Origin of the sequence: Deinococcus multiflagellatus (assembly GCF_020166415.1) — a bacterium.
GTDB classification, from domain to species: Bacteria; Deinococcota; Deinococci; order Deinococcales; family Deinococcaceae; genus Deinococcus; species Deinococcus multiflagellatus.
In genome coordinates this window covers 62,880-81,004 of record NZ_JAIQXV010000015.1, presented here as the reverse complement: position 1 = coordinate 81,004, position 18,125 = coordinate 62,880, and the positions used below count along the sequence as shown (strand labels likewise).

Sequence of the window (18,125 nt, the reverse complement as noted above, 5' to 3'; positions counted from 1 at the left end):
CCTGCCTTGCAGCCCAAACGGACCAGCCGCCCCAAAAGGCGGCCGGTGAAGGGGCGGGGGTTTGGGAGTGGTCAGGGCTGGGCAGGACCCGTGGGCGCGCCGGGTGCCGGAGTCGTTTCCTCTGCCGGCCCAGATGTACCGGTCTCCGGCTCCGTGCTCTCGGGAGCTGGTTCGGAATCCGGGGCGGGCTCGGCATCGGGGGCTGTCTCTTCTGGTGCCGCCTCGCCTTCCCCGGCGTCCTCTGGAGCTGGAGGCGCGCTCTGGTCAGGCGTCGCCCCTGGTTCGGCGGCGGGCGTGGTGGCCGGGGCCGGTTCGCTGGTGTCGGCTTCGCTGCTGTCTGGCTCACTGGCCTCTGAAGCGTCTCCACCCTCAGCCGGGGCCGGGCTGTCCCTCACCCGGGCCAGGGCCACCACCGTCAGGCCCACCTGGGTACGCCCGCTCAGTTCGTAGGTCTGGTCGTCTTTCTGCAGCCGGACCGTCTGCGCGTCCTCGCCGCTCGTCCCCTCCGTCACCCGGGTGTAGCCCTGGGCCTCCAGGACCTGCACGGTTCGGGTCAGCGCGTTCTGGGTGGCGGGGGCGTAAATCACCGCCTCGCCCAGCACCGTGGCCACCGTTTTCAGGGCCCGCTCGCCGTCCAGCACGGGCACCTTCAACTCGCCCGTGGCCGGAAGGGGCCTGTCCGGTGCTGTGCTGGCGGGGGCCACGTCGGCCGCTGCCGGGGCCGTGGCGTCGGTCTCGGCGGCGTCAGTTGGCTCGGTGGCCGGGGCCTCGGTCGGGGCCGCGTCACTGCTGGACTGGGCGCTGTCTGAACTGCCGCTCTGAGAGGTCGCCGGCGCACGCTGGTTCGGGGCAGCGCGGCCCGGCAGGCCCAGGTTGGGCGTGGTCTGGGCCGGCACTGGGGTGGTCTGCGCCTGTGCAGCGGGGGCGGCCAGCAGGCCCAGGGTCAGAGACGCCAGCAACAGGCGGGGAAGCGCGGTCGAGCGGAAACGGGGTTGACGCATGCAGGCACCTCGGCCAGCTGCTCCGGGAACGGGCAGGCTGGCGGTGAACAGGGAGCGGCCGGGTTGGCGCTCCTGCCGCCTACCTTGCGGGGCGAACCCCCGGCTTTTTCTGCAGGGACGGCCAAGGTCGCCTGTGGCCTTTGCTCAGGGGCCTATGGGGTGGCCCTCACCCCCCTCAGTGCCAGGTCAGGGTCCACTCACGGGCGCGGGGTGGGGCCGGGCGGCAGAAAGGGGCCAGCAGACCGCCCGTTATCACACCCGCCCGCCCAGGGGATGCGCCGGTTTCTCATGGCTGGGCGGCGTGGACCACGCCCCAGCGCCGGTCCCCACGCTGCGCCCCGCTCATCTCGCCCCCTTATTCATCGCCTCCCGGCGGTCTTGAACTTGTGCGCCGTAAGGCCCATGTCAGTTGCGCGGCGCAAGATTACTCAGACTGACGGTGCGCGGTTCCGGTGACAGAAACCGGCGACAGGCCGGCAAAAGGAGGCGGTTTCTACCATGACCCTGCATGACCCGAGCGGGTTTTCGATCAACCCTTTGCTGTTCGTGCCAGCGGCGGCCTTTCCCCAGGTCACGGCCCTGCCCGAGCGCCACACCCTGCCCGGCGCCGAACTGCTGGTCTTCCGCTTTGCCAACGGCTACGGCGCCGCCGTGACCCACCAGATGTCGCGCCCCGACGACAGCGCCTTTGAGTTCTGCGTGCTGGACTGCACCCTGCCCGAGCCGCAGCCCTGCTTTACCACCCCCGTGGCGGCCAGCTTCCGTTCCGGGCTCTCGCACACCGATGTCCACGCGCTGCTGATGCTGGCCGAGCGCCTGCCGCTGCATGGCCGCTGCGCCCAGGCCAACGCCGCGTTGGCAAGCGAAGAGTTCTAGGGCAAAGGGGGGTCGTTCCCGGCCCACCCCGCCGCGCCGCTCCACCCACCGGGGGGCGGCGCGAACTTCGCTATGCTGCCCGGTACCACATGAACAGCACACAGGGCACAAGGCGCCCCTCCTGGGGCAAGCGGGCCGCGCTCGGGCTTCTGGTCACGCTGGGGCTGCTGGGGGCGGCGGGGGCAGGCGGCTACGCGTGGCTGCGCGCCACCTCGGAACCCCGCACCGCCGGCACCCTGCAGGCCCCGGGGCTGGGCGGGCCGGTGCAGATCACCCGCGACGCCTGGGGCGTGCCGCACATCCGCGCCCAGCGCGACGAGGACGCCGTGTTCGCCCTGGGCTTTGTGCACTGGCAGGACCGCGCGTGGCAGATGGATTTTCAGCGCCGCGTGGCCCAGGGCCGCCTTGCCGAAGTGCTGGGCGAGGCCGCGCTGCCCCAGGACAAATTCCTGCGCACCTGGGGCTTTCAGCGCGCCACCCTCTCGGCCCTGCCGGCCCTGGAAGACCGCTCGCGGCGCCTGATCCGCGCCTACACGGCGGGCGTGAATGCCGCCCAGGCCCAGGGCAAGGTGGCCCCGGAATTCCGCATTCTGGGCTACACCCCTGAACCCTGGCAGGAGGTGGACAGCCTGTCGTGGAGCAAGCTGATGGCCTTTGACCTGGGCGGCAACTATGAGGAAGAGGTGCTGGGCGCCCGGGTGGTGCAGAAGCTGGGCGAAAGCGGCCTGGCTCAGGTCATGGCACCCTACCCAGCGGGTGCCCCGACCATTCTCAGCGAGGACGAACTGCCCGCACGCAATGGCCGCACGGCCGCGGCGCCCACCGCCCCCCTCCTCCCCGAGACCACGCTGGCCGAGCTGCGCGCCCACCTCGCCGCTGCGCGGGCCCTGGGCCTGCAGGCCGTGCCGGGCAAGGGCAGCAACAACTGGGTGGTCTCGGGGCGCCGCACGGTCAGCGGCAAACCGCTGCTGGCCGACGATCCCCACCTCGCCCTCACTGCGCCCATGCTGTGGTATCTGGCCGACCTTCAGGGCGGGGCGCTGAAGTCCATTGGGGCCAGCATTCCCGGCCTGCCCGCCATCGTGATTGGGCGCAATGACCGCGTGGCCTGGGGCGTGACCAACGTGAACCCCGACGTGCAGGACCTGTACCTGGAGCCGGAAGGCGCCCCGCTGCGCAGCCGCACCGAAACGATCCGGGTCAAGGGACAGCCCGACGTGACCCTCACCGTACGCGAGAGTGCGCATGGGCCGGTGATCAGCGGCGCCGGGGCCGACGACCTGGGCCCGCGCGTGGCCCTGAAGTGGACGGCCCTGCAACCGCGCGACACCACCATGGACGCCTTTGTGGGTCTGAACTACGCGCAGAACTGGGGCGACTTTACCCGGGCCCTCTCGCGCTACGTGGCCCCCAGCCAGAGCTTCGTGTACGCCGATGTGGACGGCAACACCGGCTACTACGCCCCGGGCCGCGTGCCCATCCGCGCGGGCTGGGACGGCAGCCTGCCGGTGCCCGGCGACGGCACGCGCGAGTGGCAGGGCTTTATTCCTTTTGCGCAGCTGCCGCATGTGTACAACCCCGCCGACGGACTGGTGGTCACCGCCAACAACCAGGTGGTGCCCCAGGCCTACCCCTTCAACCTGGGCAACCCCCGCAACTGGGCCGAGCCCTACCGCGCCGAGCGCATCACGCAGTTGCTGAGCGCCAAGCCTAGGCTCAGCGTGGCCGATTTTCAGGCCGCCCAGCTGGACACCCAGAGCCTCGTGTGGCGCGATTTCCGCACCCTGCTGCTGGCCACGGCCCCCGGCAGCGACGACGCCAGGCGCGCCCTGGCCGACCTGCGCGCCTGGGACGGCCGGATGACCGTGGACAGCCGACCCGCCCTGCTGTTCGAGGCGTGGTTGATGGGCCTGCAAGAGATGGCCCGCGACGAACTGGGCAATGGCACGGTGATGAACAGCCTGTCGGTGCTGCGGCAACTGCAGGGCGGCGGCGAACTGTGCGCCGTGCAGGGCCGGGGCGACTGCGCCGCGCTGCTCACCCGCAGCCTGGACGCGGCCCTGGCCGACCTGCGCACGCGGCTGGGAGACGACATGACCGGCTGGACCTACGGCCAGCTGCATCAGGTGGCCAGCAACCACCGCGCTTTTGGCAAGGTGGGCGCCCTGGCGTGGCTGTTCAACCACGCGGCCCCCACCCCGGGCGGCACGAACACGGTGAACGTGGCCCGCCCCGAACACGGCACCTTCCGCCAGACCCACGGCGCCAGCTACCGCCAGATTGTGGACCTGAGCGAGCCGGACCGCAGCCTGTACATCGGCAGCCTGGGGCAGGCGGGCAGCCCGCTGGCGCCGCACGCCACCGACCAGATGAACCGCTGGATTGCCGGCGAGTATCTCCCCATGAGCACCCGCCCCGCCGACTGGGGCAAGACCCGCCTCCTGACCCTGAAGCCGTAAACCGGAGCCGGTTTTGGGCACGGTCGAGGCCTGCCCCGCCGGACCTGCAGGGTGCAGGGACAAGGCACAGACAGCATCCATGCGCAGCGTCTGGAAAACCTTCAGCTGGCCTGGGCCCGGAAGCCGGTACACTGCCCGCATGGCAGAACCTCACCGCGTGCGCGACGCGCTGCGCGCCAGCATGACCGCCTGGGCCACCCTGAGCGTGCGGGGCGACCAGGCCCGCGTGACCCTGGCCCCCGATCTGGACGTGCTGGCCCCGCAGCTAGACGCCATTGACCCCGGCTGGAGCCTGACCTGGGCCTGTGACCACCCCGAGCCGCCCATCGTGCGCGCCCGCCTGAGCGTGCTGGGCGCCACCCGCGAGGGGCTGGCAAGCGCCCACACCCTGGCCGACGCCAAACTGGCTGCCCTGGCCGAACTGGCGCGCACCTACGGCGTGCAGCCCAGCAGCGATCCGGTCTGGGTGGAATACGACCCCGAAGACGGCGCCAATACCTCAGAGCTGGAAACGGAAACCCCGGCCCCGCGCGCCGCTTCGGCCCGGCCCCTGCCGAAAGAACCGCCGCGCGATCCCCAGATGGACAAGGCCCGGCGCCACATTGAAGACCTGCTGGAGCAGCTGAAGGTGGCTGGCAAGGGCGGCGACGCCGCCCGCATCCTGATGCGCGGCTACGGTGAGACCGTGGAAGAAAGCCGGGCCATTTACAAGGAGCTGCACGCGCTGCTCAAGGGCTAGGCAGCGAGTTTCGCTCTCCCACTAACTGCTGGGTGTGCCGCCGCGCGCGGGCCACACGGCGGCGCACCCGCTATGCTGGGGGCAATGCGCAAGTTCCTGGCTTTCGGTGATGTGCACGCCGACTTCGACACGCTGTGGGCCGCGCTGCGCGCCGCCAGCTGTGTGGACGGCAGCGGGCAGCCCACGCCGCCGGTGCTGGCCGGGCTGTATCAGGTGATCTTGATTGGCGACCTGGTGCACCCGAAAAACGAGCGCGAATACAGCCGCCTGACCGGGGTGCCGCGTTTTGATCCCCGCAACCCGGACCACCTGTTTCTGGCGGCGCGCGAACAGGTTAAGCACCTTGAGCGCCTCAAGGCCTATCAGGCGGCGGCTCCGCACGCCATTCACATCATCCTGGGCAACCACGACGACGCGGTGCTGAACACCAGCTACATGCTGGGCACCAGCGGCGGCCTGATTCACGCCGAATTCGACCCGGAGCACGGCGGCCTGCACCTCCCCGACCATCTCGCCGCCTGGATGCGCACCTTTCCCCGGGAAATCCGCGTGGGGGGCGTGCAGTTTGCCCACGTCTCGCCCCTGCCGGCGCACGCCCATTATGACGACCTGTTTTACGCCGACCACAGCTCTAAGCGCTGGTACAAGCAGTCGCCCGAATACGTGCAGATGGCTGGCCTCGCTTTCGGCGTGTACGGCCACACCCAGATGGACGGCGGCATCCTGCTGCCCGAAGAGCACCCCTTCGCCATGATTGACGCCCTGCAAAGCCGCGAATACCTGGAACTGATGCTGGACCCCACGCAGGACCAACCAGTGCAGAATGTCCGCGCCGCGCCCTTCTGAAGCCGGGCCTATGTATGGGCGCGTTGACAAGGGGCGCCCCCCCCAGTATCCTTAACCCCGCTGCTTTTGCAGCTTCTTTCAAGGCGACTGGTCCGGTAGTGTAGCGGTTAGCATATCTGCCTGTCACGCAGAAGGTCGCGGGTTCAAATCCCGTCCGGACCGCCAAGGAAGGCTAGGTAGCTCAGCTGGTAGAGCAAACGACTGAAAATCGTTGGGTCGCCGGTTCAAGTCCGGCCCTGGCCACCAAGAGAAGCCCCCACCCCTACGGTGGGGCTTTTTGCTGCTTCTCCCCACCCACGCTTGGTTGCTGCCCCTGGCCCCGGGTAATGCCCGCGAGCCCGCCCGGCGCCTGTCACGGCGCTGGCGGTGGGGGTGCCCGTGGACGTGACGTGGAGCTGCTATCAGGGGGGGCGGAGCCGCGTAGGGTGTGTGATTCTTGCCGGATTCGGGAGAGGGCGCTGGTGGAGGCGGGGTATGCCGAGTTGGCGACGGGGGTGGGGCGGGGGTAGGGTTCGGTCTCTCGCAGTAGCCCCACCCCCCCAGCCCCCTACCCCAGACTCGCAGAGCTGCGCAGCAGAGGGGCAGGGGGGAGCGGCGCTGCGCTGGGCAAGAGTTTTTACTGGAGTCGGCGGCTTTGCCCTCTTCAGTGACCTGTCCGGCTTCGACGCCATCCGCTGGTAACGCGCAATGGCCCGCGCCCTTCGGGCACGACGGCCTCGTCTGGACTTGGGCGGTAGAGGGGCAAGAAGGCTTGATGCGGCCCAGCAGGTTCTACTTTTAAAAACATGGGCCAAAGCTTTCGCGGCATTGGCTGACCTCTTTTCTCTCTGAAGGCATAAGCCACCCGGCGCAGGTGCCTAGGGTGTGGTCTCCTCTAGGCTGTCGCATGACCGAGATCAGCGCGTATTACGGGCAGGACCGGGAGCATGACCGTTTAACGCGCGGGCTGGGCACGGTGGAGTTCGTGCGGACAGTGGAGTTATTGGGCCGGTTCTTGCCGCCGGCGCCGGCCACGGTGGTGGATGTGGGGGCTGGGGCGGGCGCCTATGCACGGGAACTGCTGGGGCAGGGGTACGTGGTGCACGCGCTGGACGCCATGCCGGGGCATGTGGAGCGGCTGCGCGCCGATCCCACGCTGGTAAGGCTGGCCTCGGTGACGCTGGGGGACGGGCGGCGACTGCCCTACCCAGACAACGAGGCCGACGCCGCGCTGCTGCTGGGCCCGCTGTATCACCTGCCCGCAGCGGCCGACCGGGCCCAGGCGCTGGCCGAGGCGCGCCGGGTGCTGAAGCCGGGTGGGCGTGTGGTGGTGGCGGCCATCTCGCGGGCTGCCGCCATCGCGGGCGACTTCTCGCGCCTGGACATAGATGAGGCCTACGCCCGGCCCATTCGGGAGACCGCCTACGACACAGGCGTCTACCGCAACCCGGAAGGCCGCCCCGGCTTCTTTACCACCGCCTATTTTCACCACCCGCACGAACTGGCCGCTGAAGTGCAGGCCGCTGGCTTTGCGGGGGTGGAGGTGCGGGCCATTGAAGGCCCCGCAAACCTGCTGCGCGACCCCGAGCAGGCGCTGGCCGACCCCGCCCGGCGCGAGGGTATCCTGCGGGCGCTGCGGCAGGTGGAGCGTGAGGGCGGCGTTGCTGGGCATCAGCCCGCATCTGCTGGCGGTGGGGACCGTGCCGGCCTCAAGCGCTGGTTCGTGAGGTTGGATCAGGGGGCAGGTTCCACCCAGAACACGCCGCCCAGGCCCAGGCGGGGGCTCAGCACCAATGGCTCGCCAGTCGCGTTCAGCGCGGCGCGTAGCTCGCCGCCCGGCTGGTAGGCGCGCAGCACCCCGTAATGCTGCTGCCGGGGGCTGAATTCCAGGCCCACCACAGGAAGGCCTTGGGCAAACAGGCGCTCCAGATGGGCTTCCAGGGCAGGCCCTCGGCGCACCCCCCACAGCCCCCGGGCGCGCAGGGGCAGGCCCCGGGCGATCAGGGCGCCGTTGACCCCACTCAGCCAGCGCCACGGCCAGGTGGCCCGCCAGCCGCCGGTCAGGGGCACCCGAAAGGCCCCCTGCCACGCGGCCAGTTCGCCGGCCAGCTCGTCCCGTGGGGGCAGGTCCAGCCCCCGCCGCTCGGCCTGCACACGCAGCAGGGTCGCCGCGCTCAGGGCGCCGCAGCCCACCAGCCCGCCGCGCCAGAGGGGCTGGGCGCCGTCTTTGGGCGGGCAGAGCCCCGGAAAGACCACCTGTTCGGGCATGGCCCGAGGCTAACGGGCAGGCGCGCCGGGCCGCATGAGGGGCACCCGGGACTGCGCTTCATGGCCGATGCGCACCCGGACCCGCACGGGATACGGTGCGGCCGTGACGGAACGCCCCCATTCCCCCGCGTGGTACGCCCGGCTGGCCCAGGAACGCGGCGAATACCGCCACCCCTGGACCCGCACCCTGGACGGCCCCGACCCCGAACAGACTTTCGACCTGCTGCTGATGGGGCAGCTGACTCCACAGACGCGCGTGCTGGAAGCGGGCTGCGGCCACGGCCCGGACGCCGCGCGCTTTGGCCCCCTGGCCGCGCGCTGGGTGGGCTACGACGCGGTTCCAGACTTTCTGGCCCAGGCCCAGGTGCAGGCCCCCAGCGCCGAGTTCGTGGCCTGGAACGGCAAGGGCGAGGTGCCACCAGCCGTGGGGGGCCCTTTCGACCTGATCGTGTCGCGGCGCGGGCCCACGGGCGTCATCCTGCGCCTGCCGGAACTGGCGGCCCCCGGCGCCCGCTTTCTGTACGTGGGGCCCCGGCTGGAGGTACCGCAGGTGCCAGACCGGCTGGCGGCCGTGGGCTGGTCGGTGCTGGGCGAATGGCGGGTCAGTGTACAGGCGCGTGTGCCCACCCGCGAAGACTGGGCCACGCGCTGCGATTGGATGCAGGAACCCGGGCGCCTGGGCGACTGGGACGCGCACGCCGGGCCGCAGGGCCTCCTCTACCGCGAGGAACGGATGGTGGTGCTGGCCGGGTCGCCGGGGTAAAGCGCGCCCGCAAAGTACAGCCCGCTGGCCGCCACGTTCGCCCCCGCCTGCGCGCGCTGGCGGCTGTGCAAGATGCCCTGCACCCCGGCCGGGTCCAGCTTGCCCTGCCCCACCAGCAGCAGGGTGCCCACCAGCCCGCGCACCATGTGGCGCAGAAAACTCTCGCCGTGCACGTGAATGGCCCAGAGCCCCGCCCCGTCTGCGGCGGCCCCGGGCACCACAGTCAGGTGCCGCAGCTCACGCACGGTCTGGCGGTCTTCCTGGGTGGCAAAGGCGGCGAAGTCGTGGGTGCCGGTCAGGGCCTGCGCGGCGGCGTTCATGGCCGCCACGTCCAGGGCCGGCGGCACATGCAGCGCCCGGCCCGCCCACAGCGGATGGCGCTGCGGCGCGCACCACAGGCGGTAGACATAGCGCCGCTCCAGGCACGAAAAGCGGGCGTGAAAGCCAAAGGGAGCAGGCTGGGCGTCCAGCACCGCCACGGTCGGCGGCAGCCACGCATTCAGCGCGCGGGCCAGCCGCTCCGGGGGCACGCGGAAGGTCCCGGGCACGTCCACATGCACGGGCATGGCCTCGGCGTGCACCCCGGCGTCGGTGCGGCCAGCTGCCACCGGGCGAAAGCGGTCGGCGCCCAGACGGGCGAACGCCGCGTGCAGGGTGTCCTGCACGCTGGGGGCGTTGGCCTGGGCCTGCCAGCCGGCGAAAGGGGCGCCGTCCCAGGCCACGGTCAGGCGCAGGCGGCGGTGGCCGTCGGGGGGACGAAAGGCCGGGGGCGGGGGGGCAGGGGGGCGGGTCATGGGGAGGGGGGCCAAGCGCGGGCTTTCTCACGGTGCGCGCGGGGCATGAGACCTATGCTACGCGGCGTGAAGCCTTTCTTCATGGTGGGCCTGCTGCTGCTGGGCACCGTGGCCGGGGCCGCGTCCTACCGCGTGAAGCCCGGCGAGACCCTGAGCGGCATTGCGGCCCGGCACGGCCTGAGCACGGCCCAGCTGCAGGCCGCCAATCCCCGGCTGCGTGGCGGCGCTCTGCAGGCCGGCTGGGTGATCACCGTGCCCGAGCGCCCTACCCCCGGCCGCGCCTACACCGTGGCGCCGGGCGAGACCCTGGGCAGCATCGCGGCGCGCGCCGGGGTCAGCCTGGGGGCGCTGCTGCAGACCAACCCGCAGTACCGGGGGGGCCGGGCCGTCTGGGCCGGGGCGCAACTGAAGATTCCGGCGCGCGCCGCAGTCGCCGCCTCCGCGCGGGCGAGTGGCGGCATGGTGGTCCGCACGGCCAGCAGCAGTGGCCGGGGCCTGTGGCTGTGGCCCCTACCGGGCTACGGCGCTGTCAGCAGCGGGTATGGCGAGCGGGAACTGCTGGGCGAGCGGGAAATGCACTATGGGGTGGACATCAGCGCGCCTATGGGCACCCCTGTGCTGGCCGCCCGCGCCGGGCGGGTGCTGGAAGCCCGCGCCGACTTTGCCCGGGGCTGGGGCTGGACCGTGGTGCTGCAGCACCCGGACGGTTGGGTCACCCGCTACGCGCACCTGAGCGGCACGCTGGTGCGCGCGGGTGAACTCGTGGTGCAGGGGCAACCGGTGGGACGGGTGGGCAACACGGGGCGCACCACCGGCCCCCACCTGCATTTCGGCACCTACCTGCGCTGGGGCCCCGGCGAAAGCTGGACCCCACGCGATCCCCTCAGCTTCTACCCATGAGCGCCTGGGTGCACTACGCCGAGGGCCAGGGCGACGCCGCCCGCGCGGCCCTGCGTGGCTTTCTGGACACGCTGCCCGCACAGCCCGGCTTTCTGGGCGCCGAACTGCTGCTCAGCCCCGGGCAACCCGCCCTGACCCTGGTGGCCAGCCGCTGGGCGGGCGAGGTGCCGCCGCTGCCGGTCCCTGAAGGCGTGCGTGCCTGGACCTTTCAGGTGCTGGACCAGCGCCAACCGAAGTAAAGCGTTGAGGGTCACCGGTCACGCTTCTGTGCGCGGTCACTTGCCCTTGCATCCCGATGCTCCTCGCTTTACGATGCTCGCACATTGGAAACCGAGGCTGCCCTGGCAGTCCCGGAAAGGAGCCCTATGGACGCGCAGCAACTCAAAGGCCACCTCGACCTGCTTCTCCTGGCCAGCCTGGAGCATGGCCCCCGCTACGGCGGCCAGATCATTGCCGACGTGCAGGCCGCCACTGACGGCTACTTCTCCCTGCGCGAGGGCACGCTGTACCCCGCGCTGCACCGCCTGGAGAAGCAGGGCTTTCTGCGCGGCGAGTTTCAGGTGTTGCCCCGGGGTGGCAGCCCGGTGAAGGTGTACACCCTGACCCCGGCCGGGCAGCGTGAACTGCGTGCCCAGCGCGAGCGGTACGAGCAGTTTGCCCGCGCCGTGCGCGGCGTGATTGGGGGGCTGTCATGAGCGCCACCGACCGGTTTTTGCGCCAGGCCACGCGTGGGCTGTGGGGCCAGAAGCGCCGCGAAGTGCAGTTGGAACTGCGCGGGGCCATTGAAGACAAGGTGTACCGCCACCAGCTGTGCGGCCTGAGTTCCCAGGACGCCGAACGCGCCGCCCTGCGCGATCTGGGCCGCCCCGGCGCGATTGCCCGGGACCTCAGCCGGGTGCACAGCGCGCCCGCCGCCCTGCGCGGCGCCCTGGCCTTGGGCGTGGCCGGACTGCTGAGCCTGCAAGCCGCTGCGCAGGTGGGCACGGTCCAGGCCATCCTTGACCCCCGCATGGCCCCGGCCTGCACCCTGGAGGAACTGTACGTGCAACTGGTGCCCGGGGCCACGGCGGCGACCGCCCAGCGGCTGCAGGCCACGCCCGCTGGCCGCGCCCAGGTGCAGGCCAGTGTGCTGGGACGGGTCTCGCCAGAACACGCCGCCTACCTGCGCCGCACCCTGGCCGGGCCTGGTGGCGAAGCGGCCCTGGCCGACGCCTGCCGCCAGAGCAAGGGACCCCGCTACGCTGCCAACCTGCTGCGCCTGAGCGACGTGTACGCCGCCCTGCGCGCCGCCGGCGTGACCGTAACTCCGTTGCAGGATGAGCGGCAGGTGGCCCTGACCTTTGCGGGCGAATCGCCCGCGCAGGTGCTGGACCTCTCGTACCAGACGCAGCAGGTGGGGACGGAAACCTACGTGAACGGCGCGGCGCTGGTCTACGCCCTTAAGCAGAGCGTCACTGTCCCCATGCACCTGACGGGCCTACGCAACCCGGTGCTGACGGTTGGCCCGGCCAAGCTGCAGCTGGGCAGCCCCGAGACCCCGGTCCTGGCCACCGACCTCTACGCGCGGGTCATGTACGACCTGCTGGCCCCTCACCTGCCCGGCCAACCGGGCACCACTCTGGCCGTGACCCCAGCCACCCTGACCCCCGACCCCGCCGGCCACCACCTGCGGGTGCAGGCGCCGGACGGCAACCTGTACGCCACCCTCAGCAACGCCTGGCTTGTGCAGCCGTCGGCGGCTTCCCCGCGCCTCTATTCGCTGGCGGTCAGTTCGGTTGAACACGGCCTGCTCCCGGCGCCACTGGCCCAGGGCCAGGACATCGGCTTTGAGCGGGTGGTCAGCACCCTCCCGGAACTGCTGTTCGCCACGCAGCAGGGCCAGCGCGCCCTGCTGGTGTACCGCCTGAGCGGCACAGACCTGCATGAGCTGACCTTTACCCCGGTTCCCGCCGCGCAACTGCGCGTGAACACCGCGCCATGAGGCCCCTGAGCCTGCTGCTGTGCGCTGGTCTGCTGGTGGGCGTGGCCCAGGCGGGTGGGGGGCAGCGAGCCCCCACCGTGCTCACGCTGAATGACGCGGGGTGTCGCCCGACCATTGGCCGCGTGGTCTTTGGCCTGACCCCGGACCCGGCGGCCTCGGCGCAACTGGCGCAGATCGTGCAGGCCGATCAGGCAGCGCGGACGGGCAACCCGGCGCAGATGGACTGGAAGGCCGTGGCCGCCCAGGACGAGGCCCGGCGGGTGCAGACGCTGGCCCTGCTGCGTTCTGGCCGCCTGAGCAGTGCCCGGGACGCCTTTTCAGCGGCGCTCGTGTTTCAGCACGGTGACTGCCCCGCGCACTACCAGCTGGCACACTGGCTGGCCGCGCAGGCCCTGGCCCAGGGCGGCATCCGGGAAGCGGGCTGGCTGTACGGCGCCACCTTCGACCGCTGGCAGATAAGCCTGGGCCGGCCCCAGCGCTACGGCACGCAGTTTGTGGAGGTGGCCCCCTGCGACATTCAGCTGGCCCCCGTGGCGGCCGGCACCACGGACCGCGACCGCGAGCGCCTGGGCATCCCGGCCCTGGGGCTGGCCCGCGCCCCGGCGGACATCCTGAGTGACCGCTGCCGCCGGGGCCTGCCCTAGAGTCTGTGCGGCTGAGATTCTCCCTGGTACGCTTCGTTCGTGACGGACTCCAGCACGGATGCCCTCCCAGATGAACTCCATAACAGCGCTCAGTGGCTGCGACACGTCTTTCCAGATGGGATTCCTGAACAGCAGTACCATGCACTTCTCGCTGTGCTCGCTCCTGAATTCTCTGATCGGCAGCTCGCCCGACTCATCGCTCACCTCACCGGGCGCGACCACGCTTACGTACTCAATGACGTGTACCGCGTCCAGGCCACCCCACCTGCTGAATTGGACCTTGAACCTGTCCGACGGCACTTGAACGCTTGCGGATTCCCTGACGCCCTGGACGCCGACGGTTCACACTCCAGGTAGCCACAACAGCACGCACGCCACGAGCACCACGGCGAGAAAGTTGCGCCCCCGCTTCTCGTATCGCGTTGCGATCGCGCGGAAGTCCTTGAGGCGGTCCGCAAGTCGCTCTAAGACGTTGCGGCCAGCGTACTTCGCGCGGTTGAACATGGGCGGGCGGTCTCCTTTCGCGCCGCGTTTCAGACGATGGAACCGTGCGTCCTCCGTGCACCGTACGTACGATCCACTCGTAGGACTGGGACGTGCTTGCGGGGACGTCCGATACCACGGCGTGGAACGCGGATCGCGTCGAGCACGGGGAGCAGATACGTGCCGTCCGCGCACTGTCCTTGGCTGAGGACGACAGCCAGTGGTCGATCATGTCCGTCTGCGCAGAGGTGGAGCTTGGTGGTGCGGCCACCTCAGGTGTGACCCAGCCATTCGCTCTTCACCTTGGGTCGAGCGTCGTTCATGGCCACGCATGTCCTTGCGCCTGTAGCGCTGCGGTGGGCACGGATGTGGGTGCTATCCAACACCGCACCGTCCCAGTCGATCTTGCCTGCTTGATCGGCGAGAGCTTGCAGGGTCTGGAGGAGGTGTAACCAAGTACCGTCGCGTTCCCAGCGAGCAAGGCGGTCGTGGCAGGTGCGCCATGGGCCGTACCGCTCGGGGATGTCATGCCATGGCGTACCGACTTTGATGCGCCAGAGAATGCCATTGAGGACCCGACGATGATCAGCGTAGGGGTGGCCGCGCCTCGGATTGGCGGGCAGGTGAGGCTGGAGGGCGTTCCATTGGAGCTCAGTGAGGTCAGTTCGGCAGGACAAACCCTGACGCTACGCCTTCCCAATGAGTTCAGTGGCACAGACCCTAGGCCGCGCCTGCATCTTCTCCAACTTCTCAGCTTCCTCAGTGGCGCTGCCTGTTTCCCACAGCGGCGCTTGAGGCAGGGTTGACCGGGCATTTAGATCCAGGAGAGATTCCGGGATTTCTTCCTGATGAGCTGGGGCGCTCTTTTCTAGGGTGACCTCCTGACCGGCGCGCCCCGCGTGCCCCGTGCCCACCCCAGGAGGCCACCCCATGACCCAGTACATTTCCCAGCGCCCGGCGCGCTTGCCCACGATTGCCCCGTCTTCCGCCAGCAGTTACCACCTCATCTGCAGTGGTGAGCCACAGGCCACGGGCGGCCCCGTCACCGCCGAGGTGCAGGCCCGGCATGGGGCGCTGCGCGAGGCCATCCTGGCCCCCACCTTTTCCTGCGTGGCGGCGCGCGCCTCGCTGAACACCAGTTGCTACGCCCTGGGCTGCTACGGCGCCCTGAGCGACGAGGCCAGTGTTCAGGCCCTGGCCCAGGATCTGGCCCGCTTTGTGCTTGACCAAGACCGCATGGATTCAGACTTCACCAGCCTGATCGCCACGTTTGGCGGCGAGGCCCCCGCCTCTGAAGAGGCATTCGAAGCCCAGCTGTGGGCCCTGCTGCGCGCCCTGCACCGCCTGGACACCGCGCCCTACAGCCCGGAGGTCAGCGCCGATCCTCAGGACCCGCGCTTCGGTTTCTCGTTCGGGGGCCGGGCCTTTTTCATCATTGGCCTGCACCCGCGCAGCAGCCGTCTGGCGCGCACGCTGCCCTTTCCGGCGCTGGTGTTCAATGCCCACCGCCAGTTTCAGGCGCTGCGCGATTCGGGGCGCTTTCCCCGCATGCAGCAGACCATCCGCGCCCGGGAACTGAAGCTGCAGGGCAACCTGAACCCCAACCTCGCCAACCACGGCGAGGTGACCGAAGCCCGCCAGTATTCCGGCCGCGCGGTCGAGGCCGACTGGGCGGCGCCGTTTCCCCACGAGCCCCAGGCCCCCAAGGGCCGCTGCCCCTTTGGGCACAGCTGAGGCGCCCATGACCCACAAGATTGCCTACAGTGTGCGCGGCGGCCCCGCCGCTAGGGTGCAGCCATGACCCTTTCCACCCACCGTATTCCTCCCCAGAGCGGGACCGGCTTTCAGCTGCGGCGCGGCGACGTGCTGGTGGTGATTGACCCGCAGGGCGAGCAGGTGGCCGACCTGATGGCCTTTGCCACTGACAACCGCGAGGAATGGCTGTCGTCGGGGCGCACCTTCGATTACAACGAGACGATTTACCTCACCACCGGGCATGTGCTGTACAGCAACCGCAGCCGCCCCATGTTCACCCTGCTGCGCGACGATGTGGGCCAGCACGACTTTCTCCTGACCCCCTGCTCCACCGAAACCTTTGAACTGCTGTACCCGCCCGGCACCGCCGAGGGCCACCCCAGCTGCTTTTCCAACCTGGTCTCGGCCTTCGCGCCCTACGGCATCGCCCCGGATCAGATTCCCACCACCCTGAACATCTTCATGAACGTGCGGGTGGACGAGCGCGGGCGCGTGGTGATCGCCCCGCCCCTGTCGCGCGCCGGGCAGCGCCTGGAACTGCGCGCCGAGATGGACCTTGTGGTGGGCCTGACCGCCTGCTCCGCCGAGGGCAGCAACAACGGCACTTTCAAGCCGATTGACTACCAGATCATTCGTGCAGCAAGCGAAGGCTGAGCCGGGAGGTCCAGAGGGGCGCAGGGGGCGGAAACGTTGCCCCCTGCGCCCCTTTCTGACAGGCACGGCTCGAACCCCCTTCGCGCCGCTTGCTTGGCCGCCTCAGTGGTGGTGCGCCTGGCGTTCCATCATGTCCAGACCCAATAGGCCCCACCAGAGTTGTGATCCATCTGTTTTACACCCGCAAAGAACGTGCGCATGGCCCCTCAGTCTGCCTTTCCAAAGTGCGACCTTCTCGGCGCTCATTTGTGTCCCAGGCAGAAGGGAGGGTCAGGCATCATGGGTCCTGTTAAAGGCATTCCCCCTTAAGGAGACCCACACGTTATGACCAAGCGCCTTTCTGCTGTGCTGGTGGGCCTTGCCGCCACCCTGGCCGCCTGCAGCCAGCCAGCCCTTCCCCCGGTTGAAGCCACAGTCCACACCACGTCCACAAGTTTGACCGCAACCGGCGTCCTGGGGGGGCAAACACTGCGCTCCAGCGTTGCCGAGATCAAGGTGGCGCCCAGGGCGCTGCCAAACCCCGCTGCCTTCCGTGTGGAGCGGCAGAGTTCCACCGACCTCAGCATTCCGCCCGTCGCCAGCGTCAACAGCAGCTTCATCATGGGCGAGGTTCCTGGCAAGACGTTCGTTGGGGCCTGGCGGGTCAAGACCGACGCTGAGCCGCTTCAGGCCCCGGCCAGCCTCCTGCTGAAAACGGAGGCCACGGTCAGCGCGCAGGTGGCCGGCAACCGCATCACGGAAGTATTCCTGCGCGACAACACGGATGGGCACGTCATTCTGGTGGGCAGCTTCAAGAACGGTGCGGCGCTGAGCATCGAAGACTTCGGCGACCGTATCAACGAGGAGCGCGGTGGCCCCGTGGATCTCACCTACTTCGCTTACATGGCTCCGCAGGGTGCGTACGACGCGGCCTGTCTCAAGGAAGGCGGGAGCACCAGCGCCGGTTACTGCTCGTTCGCCGGCAAACAGATCGCCAGGAAGGACCTAGGGACGCAGCACCTCAGCGCTCAGGGCCAGTCCCTGCGGGTCATTTCCTGGAACCTGGGGAACGTCGCGCAGTCCTGCAGCACCTCGACAGGCGGAGCAAACTACAACTTCAAGCTGTGTTACACGAGTACCCTGCGCCGGATCAGCGACCAGATCCTGGGCTTCGAGCAAGCGCGCAAACCGGACATTCTGTTCTTTCAGGAGGTGTGGCACGGGGACTGCCGGTACACCAGCGAGTCGTGGTACGGCACCTACATGAACCAGCGCCTGTGCGCCAGCAACGCGCGGCAGGTCAATGCCCTGGAACTCATCCTGGGGCCGAGTGGCTCGCGCTACAACTACCGCTGCACGGCCAAGGAAGTCATTCCCGCAACGGGCCTGGTGGTCAACGGCTATGAATGCGTCGCGGTGAACGTGAATGTGCTGAAGTTCAGCGCCCTGTCGCCCACCCAGCCGGAGAACGTGGGGGTGCACCCCAACTGTGAGGCGGTGGACTCTACCCGCAATTACAAGGGGCGGGACACGGGGTATCAGGTGGCGAACGTGACCCGGCTGTCCGGTGGCAACGCCTTGACCCTGATCAATGCCCACCTGAGCGGCACGGTGGACAAGGAATGCCGCCAGCGCCAGCTCAGCGAATTAGAGACCAACACCTACACGGCGGGCAAGCCCTTCACTCTCCTTGCTGGCGACTGGAACACCGAACCCACCAACGACAGCACCGTGGGCGGTCAGGCCTACCGCGAGACCTTCGCGGGCCCCTGGACCTCGGCCACCCCCACGCTCGCCTCGTCTGTGGATGATCCCACGCAGGACACGGCCTTCTATGTGCACGACGCACTGGCACTGGACCACGTGCTCAGCAACAGCTTTACCGGCTCGTGCACCCGCGGCCCCAACTTTGACGGCACCGACCACACCTGGACAGACTGCAGCGTGGGTGCCCAGGCCTTCTAAGAAAGGGCGGAGAGCGGGCCCAGGGCTCTCCCTCTGGGC

At 69.6% G+C, this 18,125-nt stretch carries 18 protein-coding genes, 2 tRNA genes and 1 pseudogene; 17 read left to right on the top strand and 4 right to left on the bottom strand.

Annotation, left to right across the window (positions count from 1 at the left end; genetic code table 11):
• Positions 1-71 precede the first annotated feature (71 nt).
• Complete coding sequence (locus K7W41_RS16290) at positions 72-1,001, bottom strand: hypothetical protein (RefSeq protein WP_224610620.1); 930 nt, start codon at positions 999-1,001, stop codon at positions 72-74.
• A gap of 498 nt (positions 1,002-1,499) precedes the next feature.
• Here K7W41_RS16290 and K7W41_RS16285 point away from each other — a divergent pair, with 498 nt between their 5' ends.
• The 7 genes from K7W41_RS16285 (at position 1,500) to K7W41_RS16255 (ending at position 7,746) form a co-directional block, all read left to right on the top strand.
• The gene (locus tag K7W41_RS16285) at positions 1,500-1,877 is read left to right on the top strand and encodes a hypothetical protein (protein WP_224610618.1); all 378 of its coding nucleotides are present in this window, start codon (positions 1,500-1,502) and stop codon (positions 1,875-1,877) included.
• Positions 1,878-1,966: 89 nt separating this feature from the next.
• On the top strand, positions 1,967-4,336 hold the full coding sequence (locus K7W41_RS16280) for a penicillin acylase family protein (protein WP_224610616.1): 2,370 nt from the start codon (positions 1,967-1,969) through the stop codon (positions 4,334-4,336).
• A gap of 139 nt (positions 4,337-4,475) precedes the next feature.
• The gene (locus K7W41_RS16275; protein WP_224610614.1) at positions 4,476-5,075 is read left to right on the top strand and encodes a single-stranded DNA-binding protein; all 600 of its coding nucleotides are present in this window, start codon (positions 4,476-4,478) and stop codon (positions 5,073-5,075) included.
• An 84-nt stretch (positions 5,076-5,159) separates the two neighbouring features.
• Positions 5,160-5,921 carry a metallophosphoesterase gene (locus tag K7W41_RS16270; protein WP_224610604.1) on the top strand — a complete coding sequence of 254 codons (762 nt, stop codon included), beginning with the start codon at positions 5,160-5,162 and terminating at the stop codon, positions 5,919-5,921.
• 89 nt (positions 5,922-6,010) lie between these two features.
• Positions 6,011-6,086 (top strand) — tRNA-Asp (locus tag K7W41_RS16265).
• Between the two features lie 5 nt (positions 6,087-6,091).
• Positions 6,092-6,167, top strand: a tRNA-Phe gene (locus tag K7W41_RS16260).
• Between the two features lie 640 nt (positions 6,168-6,807).
• The gene (locus K7W41_RS16255) at positions 6,808-7,746 is read left to right on the top strand and encodes a class I SAM-dependent methyltransferase (protein WP_224610601.1); all 939 of its coding nucleotides are present in this window, start codon (positions 6,808-6,810) and stop codon (positions 7,744-7,746) included.
• Here the strand turns inward: K7W41_RS16255 and K7W41_RS16250 are convergent.
• Positions 7,635-8,168, bottom strand: a complete 534-nt coding sequence (locus K7W41_RS16250) for a hypothetical protein (RefSeq protein WP_224610599.1) — start codon at positions 8,166-8,168, stop codon at positions 7,635-7,637. The genes K7W41_RS16255 and K7W41_RS16250 overlap by 112 nt on opposite strands.
• Before the next feature lie 103 nt (positions 8,169-8,271).
• On the opposite strand from K7W41_RS16250, the gene K7W41_RS16245 reads away from it, so the two are divergent.
• A complete protein-coding gene (locus K7W41_RS16245; RefSeq protein WP_224610588.1) occupies positions 8,272-8,931 on the top strand; it encodes a class I SAM-dependent methyltransferase in 660 nt (219 codons plus the stop codon).
• Here K7W41_RS16245 and truA read toward each other — a convergent pair.
• Positions 8,886-9,725, bottom strand: a complete 840-nt coding sequence (gene truA / locus K7W41_RS16240) for a tRNA pseudouridine(38-40) synthase TruA (RefSeq protein WP_224610577.1) — start codon at positions 9,723-9,725, stop codon at positions 8,886-8,888. The two genes, K7W41_RS16245 and truA, sit on opposite strands and share 46 nt — an antisense overlap.
• A gap of 66 nt (positions 9,726-9,791) precedes the next feature.
• Here truA and K7W41_RS16235 point away from each other — a divergent pair, with 66 nt between their 5' ends.
• The 6 genes from K7W41_RS16235 to K7W41_RS23810 all read left to right on the top strand — a co-directional run bounded on the left by K7W41_RS16235 (position 9,792) and on the right by K7W41_RS23810 (position 13,607).
• Positions 9,792-10,625, top strand: coding sequence for a M23 family metallopeptidase (locus tag K7W41_RS16235; protein ID WP_224610569.1), 834 nt, complete (start codon positions 9,792-9,794; stop codon positions 10,623-10,625).
• Positions 10,622-10,864 (top strand): antibiotic biosynthesis monooxygenase family protein, encoded by a 243-nt coding sequence (locus K7W41_RS16230; RefSeq protein WP_224610568.1) that lies wholly within the window; start codon positions 10,622-10,624, stop codon positions 10,862-10,864. The genes K7W41_RS16235 and K7W41_RS16230 overlap by 4 nt, the downstream gene beginning before the upstream one ends.
• A 126-nt stretch (positions 10,865-10,990) precedes the next feature.
• Positions 10,991-11,320 carry a PadR family transcriptional regulator gene (locus tag K7W41_RS16225; RefSeq protein ID WP_224610566.1) on the top strand — a complete coding sequence of 110 codons (330 nt, stop codon included), beginning with the start codon at positions 10,991-10,993 and terminating at the stop codon, positions 11,318-11,320.
• Positions 11,317-12,606, top strand: a complete 1,290-nt coding sequence (locus K7W41_RS16220; RefSeq protein WP_224610564.1) for a permease prefix domain 1-containing protein — start codon at positions 11,317-11,319, stop codon at positions 12,604-12,606. The genes K7W41_RS16225 and K7W41_RS16220 overlap by 4 nt, the downstream gene beginning before the upstream one ends.
• Entirely contained in the window at positions 12,603-13,250 is a 648-nt protein-coding gene (locus K7W41_RS16215; RefSeq protein ID WP_224610562.1) for a hypothetical protein, read from the top strand. Before K7W41_RS16220 ends, K7W41_RS16215 begins: the two co-directional genes overlap by 4 nt.
• Before the next feature lie 39 nt (positions 13,251-13,289).
• Entirely contained in the window at positions 13,290-13,607 is a 318-nt protein-coding gene (locus tag K7W41_RS23810) for a DUF3349 domain-containing protein (protein WP_224610560.1), read from the top strand.
• On the opposite strand, the pseudogene K7W41_RS16205 reads toward K7W41_RS23810, so the two are convergent.
• Positions 13,593-14,410: pseudogene (locus tag K7W41_RS16205) on the bottom strand (IS5 family transposase). The gene K7W41_RS23810 and the pseudogene K7W41_RS16205 overlap by 15 nt on opposite strands.
• 253 nt (positions 14,411-14,663) lie before the next feature.
• Here K7W41_RS16205 and gntA point away from each other — a divergent pair.
• From gntA to K7W41_RS16190, 3 genes are all read left to right on the top strand, one after another.
• Positions 14,664-15,467, top strand: coding sequence for a guanitoxin biosynthesis heme-dependent pre-guanitoxin N-hydroxylase GntA (gntA, locus tag K7W41_RS16200; protein ID WP_224610558.1), 804 nt, complete (start codon positions 14,664-14,666; stop codon positions 15,465-15,467).
• 63 nt (positions 15,468-15,530) lie between these two features.
• The gene (locus tag K7W41_RS16195) at positions 15,531-16,142 is read left to right on the top strand and encodes a DUF1989 domain-containing protein (protein ID WP_224610556.1); all 612 of its coding nucleotides are present in this window, start codon (positions 15,531-15,533) and stop codon (positions 16,140-16,142) included.
• A gap of 324 nt (positions 16,143-16,466) precedes the next feature.
• The gene (locus tag K7W41_RS16190) at positions 16,467-18,086 is read left to right on the top strand and encodes a hypothetical protein (RefSeq protein ID WP_224610554.1); all 1,620 of its coding nucleotides are present in this window, start codon (positions 16,467-16,469) and stop codon (positions 18,084-18,086) included.
• Positions 18,087-18,125: the final 39 nt, after the last annotated feature.

Bases quoted from the DNA above. Each gene is read 5' to 3' on its own strand.
- K7W41_RS16285 (WP_224610618.1), top strand. From the start codon at position 1,500: ATGACCCTGCATGACCCGAGCGGGTTTTCGATCAACCCTTTGCTGTTC.
- truA (WP_224610577.1), bottom strand. From the start codon at position 9,725: ATGACCCGCCCCCCTGCCCCCCCGCCCCCGGCCTTTCGTCCCCCCGAC.
- K7W41_RS16215 (WP_224610562.1), top strand. From the start codon at position 12,603: ATGAGGCCCCTGAGCCTGCTGCTGTGCGCTGGTCTGCTGGTGGGCGTG.
- K7W41_RS16220 (WP_224610564.1), top strand. From the start codon at position 11,317: ATGAGCGCCACCGACCGGTTTTTGCGCCAGGCCACGCGTGGGCTGTGG.
- K7W41_RS16230 (WP_224610568.1), top strand. From the start codon at position 10,622: ATGAGCGCCTGGGTGCACTACGCCGAGGGCCAGGGCGACGCCGCCCGC.
- K7W41_RS16190 (WP_224610554.1), top strand. From the start codon at position 16,467: ATGACCAAGCGCCTTTCTGCTGTGCTGGTGGGCCTTGCCGCCACCCTG.
- K7W41_RS16290 (WP_224610620.1), bottom strand. From the start codon at position 1,001: ATGCGTCAACCCCGTTTCCGCTCGACCGCGCTTCCCCGCCTGTTGCTG.
- K7W41_RS16275 (WP_224610614.1), top strand. From the start codon at position 4,476: ATGGCAGAACCTCACCGCGTGCGCGACGCGCTGCGCGCCAGCATGACC.
- K7W41_RS16250 (WP_224610599.1), bottom strand. From the start codon at position 8,168: ATGCCCGAACAGGTGGTCTTTCCGGGGCTCTGCCCGCCCAAAGACGGC.
- K7W41_RS16270 (WP_224610604.1), top strand. From the start codon at position 5,160: ATGCGCAAGTTCCTGGCTTTCGGTGATGTGCACGCCGACTTCGACACG.
- K7W41_RS16225 (WP_224610566.1), top strand. From the start codon at position 10,991: ATGGACGCGCAGCAACTCAAAGGCCACCTCGACCTGCTTCTCCTGGCC.
- K7W41_RS16280 (WP_224610616.1), top strand. From the start codon at position 1,967: ATGAACAGCACACAGGGCACAAGGCGCCCCTCCTGGGGCAAGCGGGCC.
- gntA (WP_224610558.1), top strand. From the start codon at position 14,664: ATGACCCAGTACATTTCCCAGCGCCCGGCGCGCTTGCCCACGATTGCC.
- K7W41_RS16195 (WP_224610556.1), top strand. From the start codon at position 15,531: ATGACCCTTTCCACCCACCGTATTCCTCCCCAGAGCGGGACCGGCTTT.
- K7W41_RS16255 (WP_224610601.1), top strand. From the start codon at position 6,808: ATGACCGAGATCAGCGCGTATTACGGGCAGGACCGGGAGCATGACCGT.